Source organism: Streptomyces subrutilus (genome assembly GCF_001746425.1).
Classification (GTDB): Bacteria; Actinomycetota; Actinomycetes; order Streptomycetales; family Streptomycetaceae; genus Streptomyces; species Streptomyces subrutilus_A.
Map to the genome: position 1 here is coordinate 1,294,346 of NZ_MEHK01000001.1, position 12,522 is coordinate 1,306,867.

Here is a 12,522-nt window from a genome sequence, read left to right on the forward strand (position 1 = left end):
ACACTTCCTCTCGATCACCGCAACAAGGTGTTGCGGGATCGACTCTGGACCGGTCGGAAGGGGTTACCCAGCCCCCTGGTTGTGCTGGCGCCGGGCAAGCTAGCACTGCCAGGGCCACCTTCGGGGGCGGCGTCCGGCGCAGTCCCCCGGCACACTGGAGGGCATGGACACACCCACCGCCCTGGGCGAATTCCTCCGTACCCGCCGGGCCCAGCTCCAGCCCGAGGACGTCGGACTGCCCTCGCACGGCACCCGTCGGCGCGTGCCCGGACTGCGGCGCGAGGAGCTCGCCCTGCTGGCCGGGGTGAGCATCACGTACTACACGCACCTGGAGCAGGGGCAGAGCACGAACGCCTCGGACAGCGTGCTCGACGCCCTGGCCCGCGCCCTGCGGCTGACCCCGGACGAGCACGCCCATCTGCTCAACCTGGCCCGCCCGCCGCGCGCCAAGCGGTCCGCGTCCCCCCGGCCCGAGTACGCCCGGGACACCACGCGCCGGCTGATCGCCGCCATGCCGCAGGTCCCCGCCGTCGTGCTGGACGGCCGCAACAACGTGCTCGCCTGGAACCCGCTCGGCCATGCCCTCCTCGCCGGACACCTCGACTTCGCGAGCCCCGACGACCCGGCCGTACGCCCCAACCTCACGCGGATGCTGTTCCTCGACCCGCACACCCGGGAGCTGTACACGGACTGGAAGAGCGAGGCCCGCGTCGCCCTCGCGGCGCTGCGCCTGGTCGCCGGCCGCAACCCCGAGGACCGGGCGCTGGCCGAGCTCATCGGCTCCCTGATGCTGCAGAGCCCGGACTTCGCGACGCTGTGGTCCAAGCACCCGGTGCGGGACTGCACGGTCGGTACGAAGACGCTGCACCACCCGGTCGTGGGCCCGCTGACCCTCGACTTCGAGAACCTGCACCTCACCGACGGCACGAACCACCGGATGCTGCTCTACAGCGCCCCCGAGTCCTCGCCCTCCGACGCGGCGCTGCGCATGCTGTCGAGCCTCACCGCGGGCTCCGCCGGTGCGGGGCCGGGCAGCGCGAAGCCCGCGTCGGCGGATGCGGACGCGGGCGGCGGGGGCGCGGAGCGGTAGGGCGGGAGGGTCAGCGGCCGGTCCGGCCGCCGGTCGTGACGGGGACCGGGGCCGGGTTCTCGTACGGCTCGGTGACCGGGTCCGGGACCTGCCGGGTACGGGGCCTGCCGCGGCCGAAGCGGCGCATCATCGGCATCTCGACGAAGCGGAAGAGGAGCCAGCCGCCCAGCAGCGAGGTGCAGAAGAAGCCGGCGATCACCAGCAGGGCGACGGGGACGCTGTAGGTCTGCTCTCCCAGCAGCGAGCGCAGGTAGAAGATCGTGACGCCCTGGACGAGGTAGAACCCGAAGGACACCTCGCCGAGCCAGACCATGGGCCGGCTGCGCAGGAAGGTGGCGCGGCCCTGTACGTCGGCATTGGCGGTGGCGCCGATGAGCGCGGCGACGGGAACGATCGTCGCGACGACGAATCCGTACTGGAACGGGGCGACGAGCGCGGCGGCGTAGCCGAGCACGGTCAGGACCAGCGCGGCGCCGAAACCGACGCGCCGCGGCCAGAGGCCGGCCAGGACGACGCGGGCGAGCAGGATGCCGAGGGCGAACTCGAAGACCCGGCCCAGCGGAAGCAGGTAGCCGAACCAGAACTGCAGGTCGGAGACGGGGGTGATGGCCGACTTCGGGGTGTCGGGGACGAGGTGGGTCGAGACCAGCTGGACGGCGACCATGCCGACGACCATCAGAGCGCTCCACACCCACAGGGCGGCACCGCGGATCCGCCGGATCGGGACGATCAGCAGCGGGAAGAGCACGTAGAAGAGCAGCTCGCTGCCGAGGGACCAGCTGGGCGGGTTCACGCTCAGGTTGACACTGGCCTGCGGGAACCAGGTGTGGATCAGCAGCAGGTTCGGCAGCCAGTCGGCCACGCTGGTGACCGCGGCTCCGGCGAACAGGACCATCGCGGCGGCGAAGACGACGACGTGGTTGGGGAAGATCTTCAGGAGTCGGCGGCGGAGGAAGGCCGTGACGCGCTCGCCGGGCCGCGAGGCCCAGGCCAGTACGAAGCCGGACAGCACGAAGAAGAACGAGACCCCGAGGTAGCCGGCCTTGCCGAAGGCCGTCGCGTAGCCGTCGGCGATCGAGGCGTCGGCGAAGGGGTTGACGGGGGCGTTGGGCGGTATCGGGGAGTCCGTCAGGGAGGAGTGGAAGAAGAAGACGAGGAGGGCGGCGAAGAACCGCAGGCCGGTCAGTGAGGGCAGTTTCGCCCGCTTGGCGGCTTCGGAGGGCGTCGAGGAGGCCACAGGGGTCGCTCTTTCGGAAGAGGTTTCGTCAGGGGACGGCCGCCGGGGCCGTGCTCCGCCGTGCGGTGCACGGTCCCGGCGGCGGCGCGAAGGGCGTCGCGGGGGCCGGCCGGTGGCGCGAGGGGCTTCGCGGGACGGGCCGGTGGGACGTGGGCAGGGGCGTGCGCGGGGGCGTGGGCCTACTGCTCGATCTCGTTGCGGTAGACCATGAGCTTGGCGTCCTTGGCCACGTAGTAGTTCTGGACGGAGTACGCGATGGTCGCGAAGTCCAGTCGGCCGTCGCCGTTGAAGTCGGCGGTGGCGATGCGGGCCACGGACTCCTCGGAGACCCGCCACTTCGCCCACACGCCGTTGGCCGCGTCGATCGCCTTGTAGTACATGACGCCCTGCCACGGCCACGGGCCGCGCAGCGCGACGAGGAACTCCTCGTCGCCGTCGCCGTCGAAGTCGGCGCAGACGATCTGGTGGCCGGGGCCCTCGCCGTTCTCGTTGGGGTCGCCGTACACGTCCAGCAGGACCCGGTTCCAGCCCTCGCCCTCCCCGGCCTTGGTGTAGACGGCCACGGTGTTGCCGTGGAAGGGCTCGATGGCGGCGACGTAGGCCATCGGGTCGTCGCCGAGCCGGCCCGCGTTGAGGTCGCCGCTGCCGCGGAAGCCGGTCTGCTCGAACTGCGTGAGCTCGCCGGTGCCGATCAGCTCCCGGATCCACTCCTCGCGGGCCTCGTCGTAGTAGAGCCAGGTGACGCCCTCGTCGGAGGCCAGGAGCAGGGACTCGAGGTCGGAGCCGGGGATCAGGCCCCGCTTCTTCTCGGCGCCGTGGATCATCCGGAAGTGGCTGTCGTCGACGACGGTCATCGGCCACTCCTCCGCGGTGTGCACGTCGTCGGGCTGCGTGAACAGCACGACCGGCAGGACGGCGTGGACGTCTTCCTTGGCGACGATCGGCAGGCCGATGATCTGGAGGCGGTCGGTGCGGGTGAAGTGGCCGGCGCGCAGGCGGTGCATGCCCGTGGCGCGTCCGACGTAGTGCCGCTTCCAGCGGGACTCGTCCTTGTCGGGGGTGCCCGGGTTCTCCAGCCAGTCGATCTTGCCGCCCTCGGTGTTGGCGTCGTGGATCGTGCCGATCGGGCCGTACAGGTCGTAGCAGACGATGACGTCGGGGTGGCCGTTGCCGCTGACGTCGGCGAAGTCGGCGCCCACGGGCATCTTGATGCGGTCGGCTATCAGGCGGCGGGTCCAGTCGCCGTCGTTGGCGTACCAGTAGATCTCGCCCAGCCGCAGCCCGTAGCCGAACAGGTCGGGCTTGCCGTCCCCGTCGATGTCCGGGGCCTCCAGCCAGTAGCCGTCGCGGAGCTGGTCGGCGACGATTTCGGCCGTGAACTTCGGGGCGCGCAGGACGTTCTCGCCGTTCTTGTTGGTGGCGGCCTTGCCGGTGGCGGTCATCAGCGGTTCTCCAAGAGGGTGGGGACGGGCAGGGTGCGCAGGGCGCGGGGTACGGGGTGGTACTCGATGGCGAGCCAGACGCAGTCCGTGTCGGCCCGGTACTGGTGCATCGGGTAGTGGTAGCTGCACTGGGGGCCGGTCGCGCAGAACGGGTCCGGGGTGGTGTAGCCCGGGCTCATCAGGACGTCCTGGTAGAGGGAGGCCTGGTCGTGGTCGCGGAACCGCTGCATGCGCCCCAGGCCGTGCACCTGGGTGTGGACCTCGATGAAGTCGTGCGTGTTGTGGATGAAGCAGTCGGTGCCGGCGGGCGCGAACCAGAGGTTGGCCCGGACGTTGAACTCGCGCTGGTCCAGGGCGGCTTCACGTTCGCCGAGGATGTAGGCGGGGTCGAACAGGACGGTGTTGATCTCGTCCTGGGCGCTGCGGTGGAGGGGGGTGTCGCGGGAGAACTCCCCGGGGCCGAGCAGGTCGGCGAGGTGGTGCCAGCCCGGTTCCCGGGTGATGCCGGTCATCTCGACGTCCTCCGCTGCGGGGCGCAGCAGGAGCAGTGCGTCGGCCTTCTCGATGCGGGTGTCGGCGAGCACCGTCGAGGAGAGCGGGGGGATGCTCTTGCGCGGTACCTCGGCGACGGTCACGGGGGTGGTACCGGGGTTGACCACGATCGTGCGGCCTTCGATGGTGTAGTCCACGGCGTCGCGCACGAGGTCGGCCCTCAGGTACGGGGAGCTGAACTTCAGCGGGCGTTCGGTGGCGGACGGGGTGGCGCTCATACGGGCTTCCTCTCGGTGTCGGTCAGGTGCGGGCGAAGTCGGCCGTACGGGCGAGCTCCACGCTGAGCTCGTCGACGGCGGTCTCCGGGACGAAGGGCTCGGGGGCGGGGCCCAGGCCGAAGAAGTGGGCGATGGCGGCGACGGTGCGGACGGTGGCCAGGCCGTCGCCGTACGGGTTGGCGGCGTTGGCCATGCGGTCGTAGGCGACCTGGTCGCGCAGCAGCTCCAGGGTGTGGGCGACGATGCCCTCGGTGCGGGTTCCGACGAGGCAGGCGGTGCCGGCGACGATGGCCTCGGAGCGTTCGGTGACGTCGCCCAGGACCAGGGTGGGCTTGCCGAGCGCGGGCCCCTCCTCCTGGCTGCCGCTGCTGTCGGAGACGATCACGTCGGCGCGGCCCATGAGCTTGCAGAAGCTGAGGTAGGGCAGCGGGTCGACGACGGTGATGGCCGGGTGACCGCCGATGTGCGGCAGGAGCGCCTCGCGGACGACGGGGTTGCGGTGCAGCGGGACGACGACGCGGACGCCGGGCTCGTCGGCGATGCGGGCCAGGGCCTGCCCGATCTGCGGCAGGTACGGCCATGCCTCGCGGCGGTGTGCGGAGGCCAGTACGACCCGGCGGGGGTCCTGGTCGAGGTCTTCGAGGGCCGGTACGCCGTAGCTCCGCGCGCGGCCGCTGGCCCAGCGCAGGGCGTCGATGACGGTGTTGCCGGTGACGGTGACGGTGTCGGCGGCGATGCCCTCGCGCAGCAGGTTCGCCAGGTTCCCGGGGGTGGGGGCCAGGTGCAGGGCGGCGATCTGCGCCACGAGCCGTCTGTTGCCCTCCTCGGGGAAGGGGGAGCCGAGCCGGCCGCTGCGCAGTCCGGCCTCGACGTGGACGACGGGGATCCGCTGGTGGAACCCGGCCAGGGCGCCGGTGAGGGTGGTGGCGGTGTCACCGTGGACCAGGACCGCGTCGGCGGGCGCGGTGGCGAAGTAGTCCTCCAGGCCGCGCAGCGAGCGGTAGGTGACCTGGGAGAGGGTCTGCTTGGGCGCCATCACCTTCAGGTCGACGTCGGCGGTGAGGCCGAAGGCGTCGAGTGTCTCGTCGAGCATCTGGCGGTGCTGCCCGGTCGAGATCACGACGGGCTCGAAGCGCGGGTCTTCCTGGAGGGCGCGGATGACCGGCGCGAACTTGATGGCTTCGGGCCGGGTGCCGAGGACTACGGCGACGGAACGCATGGTTTTCCTCTACTTCCTTCACGAGGGGCATTTCGAGCCAGGGCATGACAGGGGGAGCGCGCGGCACGGCGGGGCCGCGGAAGGGCTCTTCTCGGGTGCTGGCCAGGGGATCGGATCTCACTGCGAGGGGCTTTCCAGCGCCCTCTTCCGGCCAAGACACAGCTTTCCCGGAGTCGGCCGGGGAGTCAACGAACACCCCCGATCACTCGAACAGTTGGACGGCAAACGCCACAAGCCCCGCACTCCGGAGGACGGAGTGCGGGGCTTGTGGACAGCGCGAACGGGGGAAGCGCCCAGGGCGGGCGAGGGAGCGGGCGGACGGGCTCGCTAGCCGCGGGCGGGCTTGATGGACATGGAGTGCCGGAAGAAGTCGGACGGGTCGTAGCGCCTCTTCACCTGCTGGAGGCGCGGGTAGTTGTCCTTGTAGTAGAGCGTCTGCCACGGCACGCCGGAGCGGTTGCGCCGGGGGTCGGTGATGTCGCGGTCGGGGTAGTTGATGTAGCAGCCGTCGGTGCTGTCGTCGATCAGGGGAACGCCCCCGGTCGGGGAGAAGAAGTCCTCGTACAGGCCGCGCAGCCAGCCCAGGTAGAACTCGTCCTCGCTCTCCTCCTGCCAGAAGGTCTGGAAGCACATCTTGAAGATGGACGAGCGCTGCGCGTTCGCCGTCGCGTCGGGCGCCGCGGCGTTGACCTGCCCGCCGAAGGAGAACAGCACCAGCATGGTGTCGGGATTCGTGAAGTCCGGCCGGCTCATGTGGTGGTAGAGCGCCTGTATCTGATGGTCCGTGAAGTTTTTCCTCATGTATGCGGACTTGTGCGCTCCGCGCGAGGTGGGGTTGGTGATGGTCGGGTTGTTGGTGCCGACCAGCCGGGTCGCCTGGAGCCAGGGCAGGGTCCTCGGTTCCGCGAACTGCGGCATCGCGGGCAGCTCACCGGTGGCGCGGGTCAGCGCCTTCGGGGTGACGCCCGTGCCGGCCGTGATGGCCGCCAGGTAGTCGTCGAGCAGTTTGCGCGCGTGGGGTACCGTCGCGTCGACCTGGGTGAACATCCCCAGGCTGCCGTGCGCCTTGGAACTGACGTTGAACAGGCTGGAGAGGTTGCGGTACGGGGAGTCGGGGGAGCTGTTCGCGGCGTGCCAGGCCCCGAAGTTCTTCAGCAGCCGGGTGAACTTCGCCTCCGTCAGCTGCTCCCAGGGGAAGTCGACGGCGCTCACCAGGACCGTCGACGGCGGGGAGATCAGCTGTTCGGAGGGGACGGAGCCCTTCGCACCCGGGGAGCGGAACCAATAGCGGGTCACCAGGCCGAAGTTGCCGCCGCCCCCGCCCGTGTGCGCCCACCACAGCTCCCGGTTCGGGTCGTCCTTCTCCCTGGTGGCCACGACCGTGCGGACCGCGCCCTTCCCGTCCGTCACCACGACCTCCACGGCGTAGAGGTGGTCGACGACCAGGCCGTGGGCCCGGGAGAGCAGGCCGTACCCGCCGCCGGCTATGTGTCCGCCGGCGCCGACGCTGTAGCAGATCCCGCCCGGGATCGTGACGCCCCAGCCCTTGTACAGGGCCTCGTACACATTGATCAGGCGGGCGCCCGCCTCCACGACGAATGCGCGGAAGGCCGGGTCGTAGCCGACGTGCGTCATCTCCGAGAAGTCGATGATGACCTCCGTCTCCGGGTGCGCGGCGAAGTCGGCGAAGCAGTGGCCGCCACTGCGCACCGAGACCCGCTTGCCCGCGCGGACGGCGTCTCTGAGGGCGCGTTCGGCGTCCGCGGTCGAGCGGACCATCTTGATGTAGTCCGGACGGGCGACGAAGCGCTGGTTGTTGCCGGTGGTGAGCATCTCGTAGCGCGGATCACCCGGCTTGACGACCGATCCGGCGCCGGCGGCCGCGCCGCCGGAGGGGGCGGGGGACGCGGTGGCCGCCGCGGGACCGGCCAGTGCGCCGGCCACCGCCGCGCCTCCGACGACGGCCGCGCCGCGGGTGAGCATCGTCCGGCGATCGACACCGTTCATGGGTCTACCTCGACTTCTGTTCGATGAGTGGTTCAGCGGGAAGTGGTTCAGCGGGGAGCGTTGCCCTGGGGGGCGTTGCCGTGAGGGGCGTCGCCTTGGCCTGCGGGGGCGGCCCGTCGCCGCGGCGGTCGAGCAGTCCGGACAGCGCCGCGGTGCCCAGGCCGGCGGCGGCGAGTCCGGCGCCGATCCAGGTCGGCGAGGTCCAGCCCAGGCCGTGCGCGACGGCGAGGCCGCCGAGCCAGGCCCCGAGGGCGTTTCCGAGGTTGAAGGCCGCGATGTTCGCCGCGGAGGCGAGGGCCGGAGCCCCGGCGGCCTGCTGCATCACACGGGCCTGCAGCGGAGGTACCGTCGCGAAACCGATGGCCCCGAAGGCGGCCAGGGTGATCGCGGCGGGCAGAGCGGCCCGCGAGGTGAAGGTGAAGATCACCAGTACCACGCAGAGTCCGCCCAGGATGAGGTAGAGGCTGGGCATCAGGGACCGGTCGGCGGCCCGGCCGCCGAGCACGTTGCCCACGCACAGCCCGGCGCCGAACAGGACGAGGAGCCAGGCGACCGCCCCGTCGGAGAAGCCGGCCAGTTCGGTCATCATCGGCGCGAGATAGGTGAAGGAGGCGAAGACACCGCCGAAGCCGAGCACCGTCGTGGTCAGCGCCAGCCACACCTGGGGCTTGCGGAAGACGGCGAGTTCGGCGCGCAGCGCTCCGCTCTCCGGCCGCGGCTGCGGCGGGACCAGGGTGATGAGGCCGAGCAGTCCGACGACCCCGATGCCGGTGACGGCCCAGAAGGTCGAGCGCCAGCCGAACTGCTGGCCCAGGAAGGTGCCGAGCGGTACGCCGAGCACGTTGGCCAGGGTCAGGCCGGTGAACATCAGGGCGATGGCACTGGCCCGCCGGTCGGGTGCCACCAGGTCGGCGGCGACGACGGACCCGATGCCGAAGAAGGCGCCGTGCGTGAGGGCGGCGATCAGCCGGCCGCCCATGAGGGCGGTGTAGTCCCCGGCGAGGGCGCAGAGCAGGTTGCCCGCGATGAAGACGACCATGAGCGCGACGAGCATGGTCTTGCGCGGCAGCCTGGCGCCCGCCGCGGTCATCAGCGGTGCGCCGACGACCACGCCGAGGGCGTACCCGGTGACCAGCATGCCGGCGGAGGGGATGGACACGGACAGGTCGTCGGCGACCTCCGGGAGCAGGCCGACGATGACGAACTCGGTGGTGCCGATGCCGAAGGCGCCGATGGCCAGGGCGAGGAGGGAGGGTCGCATCGCGGATCCCGGTCAGATCTGCCGCAGGGCGCCGCCGTCGACGCTCCACTCGGCGCCGGTGACCTGGCCCGCGAGGGGGGAGAGCAGGTACGCGATGACACCGGCGACGTCGTCGGGAGTGCCGATGCGGCCGCTCGGCAGCCGGCGTACCTCGCGGATGAAGTGGTCGACGGCCTCGTCGGGCAGGAGGCCGAACCGCTCGCCGAGCTGCTCGGCGAAGCCGCCCGGGGCGTCGAAGAGGGCCGTCCGGGTGGGGCCGGGCGAGACGACGTTGGAGCGCACCCCGCGTCCGCCGAACTCGGCGGCGAGGGACTTGGAGACGGAGAGCAGTGCCGTCTTGGTGGCGGCGTAGTCGACGATGCCCGGATCGGGGAAGCGGGCGGCCTCGCTCGCGACGTGGACGATGGCGCCCGCTCCGGTCTCCAGGAGCGCGGGCAGGGCGGCGCGGGTCATGCGGACCGCGGAGTGGAAGTTGACCTCGAAGGTGCTGTTCCACTGCTCGTCGGTGACGTCGAGGAACCCGGTGCGCGATTCCAGCGCGCCCACGTTGTTGACGAGGCCGTCGAGCCGGCCGTGGCGCTCGATCACCGTGTCGGCCACCTGTCGGGCCGCGGCGGGGTCGGTGAGGTCGGCGGTGACGGTGCTGACCCGGCCGCCGAGGGTTTCGGTGTTCCAGGGCTTGCGGGCGACGCCGACGACGGTGGCGCCTTCGGCCGCCAGCAGGCGGGTGGTTGCCTCGCCGATCCCGGAGGACGCTCCGGTGACGAGGTACACGCGGTCTTCGATACGGAGGTCCATCACGTTCCTTGGGATGAGGAGGCCTTGGGGGAGGCGGCCCGGCACCGTCGGTGCCGGGCCGCCTCGCGAGGGGATGTTTCGGCCGAGGACTCAGGCGGCGGGCGTGAGGTCCTTGGCGGCCTTGTTGCGGAGGAAGAGGGCGGTGGTGAGGGTTCCGATCACGACGATCGCGGTGTTGACGATGACCGCGGTCGTGATCCCCGCGTGGATGTCGGTGTTCGCCGCGACGACCGCCGACATGATCGGCGTGCCCATCGTGATACCGATCTGCTGCGTCATCGTCGCCAGACCCGTCGCCATGCCCTGCTCGTGGTCCGGCAGCCCCGTCGTCGCCGTCACCATGAACCCGACGATCACCAGCATGTTCCCGACCCCACCCGCGAACGTCGCGACCAGCAGCAGCCACATGCTCGACGAGGTCTCACCCAACGCGATCAGACTCAGCGTCGCGACCGCCTGCAGCACACCGCCCACCACCAGCGTCGAACGCGTACTGGTCGCCGCGATCACCCGCGGCGCGATCGAACCGCCGATCACCGTACCGACACCCAGCACACCGAACGACAGACCCGCCGCCAGCGGCGAGAAGTCCAGCACCTCCTGCAGGTACAACGTCATCAGGAACACCAGACTGGTCTCCGTCAGGAACGCGATCACACCCGCCACGTTCCCCCACGCCACCGTCTTCTTCTTCAACACACTGACGGGTACCAGCGGACTCGCCGTCCTCGACTCGATCGCATAGAAAGCAACCAGCAGCACCACACCCGCCGCCAGCCAACCCAGCGCCGAACCCGAACCCCAACCGTGCTCACCCGCCTGCGTCAGACCGTAGATCAGCGCGAGCAGACCCAGAGTGACGGCCGTCGCACCCGGCACGTCCAGCTTCGGACGGGTAGCGGGACGCGACTCCTTGATCACCACGGGAGCGATCAGCAGCACCGCGAGCGCCACCGGCACGTTGATGAAGAACGCCCACCGCCACGACAGCAGGTCCGTCAGAACACCGCCCAGGATCGCGCCCGTCGTGAACCCCGCCGACATCAGAGCGCCGTTGAGACCCAGCGCCTTCTGCCGCAGCGGACCCTCCGGGAAGGAGGTGGTGAGGAGGGACAGGCCGGCCGGAGTCACCGCGGCCGTCGCCAAACCCTGGAAGACACGCGCCACCAAGAGCATCTCCGGGGTGGTCGCCAGACCGCCCGCCAACGACGACAGACCCAGCACCGCAAGACCCACCAGGAACAGCCGACGCCGCCCGAACAGATCCGCCACCCGACCGAACAACAGGGTGAAACCCGCCGCGCACAACGCGAACGACGTCGCGATCCACTGCAGATTCGACAACGAGAAGCCAAGCCCGTCACCGATCACCGGCAACGCCACGTTCAGAATCGAGAAATCAACCGCCAGCATGAACTGCGCCACCAGCAACACCACAAGCACCAGCTTCAGACGCCCGTCCAGACGGACCGGCCCCCCGGCTTCTCCCCCCTCCCCTTCACCCGCGTCAACACGCGCTCCCTCGACAACCGACATCGCCATACATCCTTTCCATCACAACGGAGGCCTTCGGCTTCGAAGGCCGGTACTTGCCGGGGAAGCCGGCTCAGGCAGGGGTCTGCGCCGCGGCGCGGCGCCGTAGTTCTTCGGAGAGTTCCTGCCAGTCCCGCGCGCACTGGGCGGCCGCGGCGGCCGCCGTCTCGGCGCGGTACGGGGGTATCGCGGCGACGATCCGCTCCCACTGCCGCAGCCCGCTCACCTGGATGTCGAGCATGCGCAGCAGGAGCCGGCCCGCTTCGCTCAGCCTGAGCAGGGGGTCCTTGCACAGGCTGGTGACCAGGGCGGGCAGTGGCTGCCCCCGGCCGCGGGCGGGCACCGGGGCCGGGGCGGGCGCGGTGCCGTGGCCGGAGCGCCGCTGCACGGCGGGCACGGGGTCCGCGCCCTCGCCGATCCTGCGCCGGACGTCCCGTACGGTCGAGGGCGCGATGCCCGCTTCCCGTGCGATCTGCCGCAGGGAGGCCGTGGGACGCCCGGCGAGCAGCCGGGCCGCGGCTTCCCTGCCGCGCACGGGATCGGCGGGCCGGATCCGGCCGTCCTGGCCCAAGCGGCCCGGAGGGTCGGGCCCGGGGCCGTCTCGGCGTCGCAGCGACCCGACGGTCTTGGCCGCCAGCCCGGTCCGCTGCGCGATGCCGCGGTCGGACCAGTCCGGGTGGGACCGAAGGATCCGTAAAGCCGCGGCCGTCCGCTCGGCGTGCGTGAGCGGGAGCCCGTGGCTGATGTTCGCCTCGACCGAGAGGACGAACGCGTCTTCGGCGCTGCCGTCGAAGTACGTGACCGCCACCGTGTCCTGCCCGCGCAGTACGGCGGCCCGCAGCCGGTGCGTTCCGTCGATGATCCGCATGGAGTCGCGGTGCACGAGCAGTGGAGGCAGCGTCCGGCCGGAGTGGGCGAGACCTTGTGCGTGGCTCTCGTCCACGCGGACGACCCGCGGGGAGTCCGCGGCGAGCAGCGCGCCGACCGGTACCTCGACGACGCTGTCGGAGGCGTCCGCCGCGCTGGTCGCGTTCGGGTTGCCCATGGTGTTCACCTCCCTTCGTCCGCTCGGTACTTCGGATGCCGGTCCTTCGCCCGGCCCCGGGGAAGAAATTACGTAACTACCGTTCGGTAACCCAAGCGCTGGCCGAACTCCGTTGCAATC

Annotated in this window: 10 protein-coding genes; 1 reads left to right on the forward strand and 9 read right to left on the reverse strand. The window is 71.0% G+C overall.

Annotation, left to right across the window (positions count from 1 at the left end):
* Positions 1-163: 163 nt before the first annotated feature.
* Complete coding sequence (locus BGK67_RS06785) at positions 164-1,090, forward strand: helix-turn-helix domain-containing protein (protein WP_069919056.1); 927 nt, start codon at positions 164-166, stop codon at positions 1,088-1,090.
* A gap of 10 nt (positions 1,091-1,100) precedes the next feature.
* On the opposite strand, the gene BGK67_RS06790 is transcribed toward BGK67_RS06785, so the two are convergent.
* The 9 genes from BGK67_RS06790 to BGK67_RS06830 form a co-directional block, all read right to left on the reverse strand.
* Positions 1,101-2,327: an acyltransferase family protein gene (locus BGK67_RS06790; protein ID WP_069919057.1), complete on the reverse strand. Its 1,227-nt coding sequence runs from the start codon at positions 2,325-2,327 to the stop codon at positions 1,101-1,103.
* Positions 2,328-2,506: 179 nt separating this feature from the next.
* The gene (locus tag BGK67_RS06795; RefSeq protein WP_069919058.1) at positions 2,507-3,769 is read right to left on the reverse strand and encodes an FG-GAP repeat domain-containing protein; all 1,263 of its coding nucleotides are present in this window, start codon (positions 3,767-3,769) and stop codon (positions 2,507-2,509) included.
* Positions 3,769-4,539 (reverse strand): hypothetical protein, encoded by a 771-nt coding sequence (locus BGK67_RS06800; protein WP_069919059.1) that lies wholly within the window; start codon positions 4,537-4,539, stop codon positions 3,769-3,771. Before BGK67_RS06800 ends, BGK67_RS06795 begins: the two co-directional genes overlap by 1 nt.
* Positions 4,540-4,561: 22 nt before the next feature.
* The gene (gene wecB / locus BGK67_RS06805; RefSeq protein ID WP_069919060.1) at positions 4,562-5,758 is read right to left on the reverse strand and encodes a non-hydrolyzing UDP-N-acetylglucosamine 2-epimerase; all 1,197 of its coding nucleotides are present in this window, start codon (positions 5,756-5,758) and stop codon (positions 4,562-4,564) included.
* 327 nt (positions 5,759-6,085) lie between these two features.
* Positions 6,086-7,765, reverse strand: coding sequence for an FAD-binding oxidoreductase (locus BGK67_RS06810; RefSeq protein WP_069919061.1), 1,680 nt, complete (start codon positions 7,763-7,765; stop codon positions 6,086-6,088).
* A 4-nt stretch (positions 7,766-7,769) separates the two neighbouring features.
* Positions 7,770-9,026, reverse strand: a complete 1,257-nt coding sequence (locus BGK67_RS06815; RefSeq protein WP_079154057.1) for an MFS transporter — start codon at positions 9,024-9,026, stop codon at positions 7,770-7,772.
* A 12-nt stretch (positions 9,027-9,038) separates the two neighbouring features.
* Positions 9,039-9,824 carry an SDR family NAD(P)-dependent oxidoreductase gene (locus tag BGK67_RS06820; protein WP_069919062.1) on the reverse strand — a complete coding sequence of 262 codons (786 nt, stop codon included), beginning with the start codon at positions 9,822-9,824 and terminating at the stop codon, positions 9,039-9,041.
* 90 nt (positions 9,825-9,914) lie between these two features.
* Positions 9,915-11,360 carry an MFS transporter gene (locus BGK67_RS06825; RefSeq protein WP_079154562.1) on the reverse strand — a complete coding sequence of 482 codons (1,446 nt, stop codon included), beginning with the start codon at positions 11,358-11,360 and terminating at the stop codon, positions 9,915-9,917.
* Positions 11,361-11,430: 70 nt separating this feature from the next.
* Positions 11,431-12,402: a ParB/RepB/Spo0J family partition protein gene (locus tag BGK67_RS06830; RefSeq protein ID WP_069923681.1), complete on the reverse strand. Its 972-nt coding sequence runs from the start codon at positions 12,400-12,402 to the stop codon at positions 11,431-11,433.
* Between the last annotated feature and the right edge of the window lie 120 nt (positions 12,403-12,522).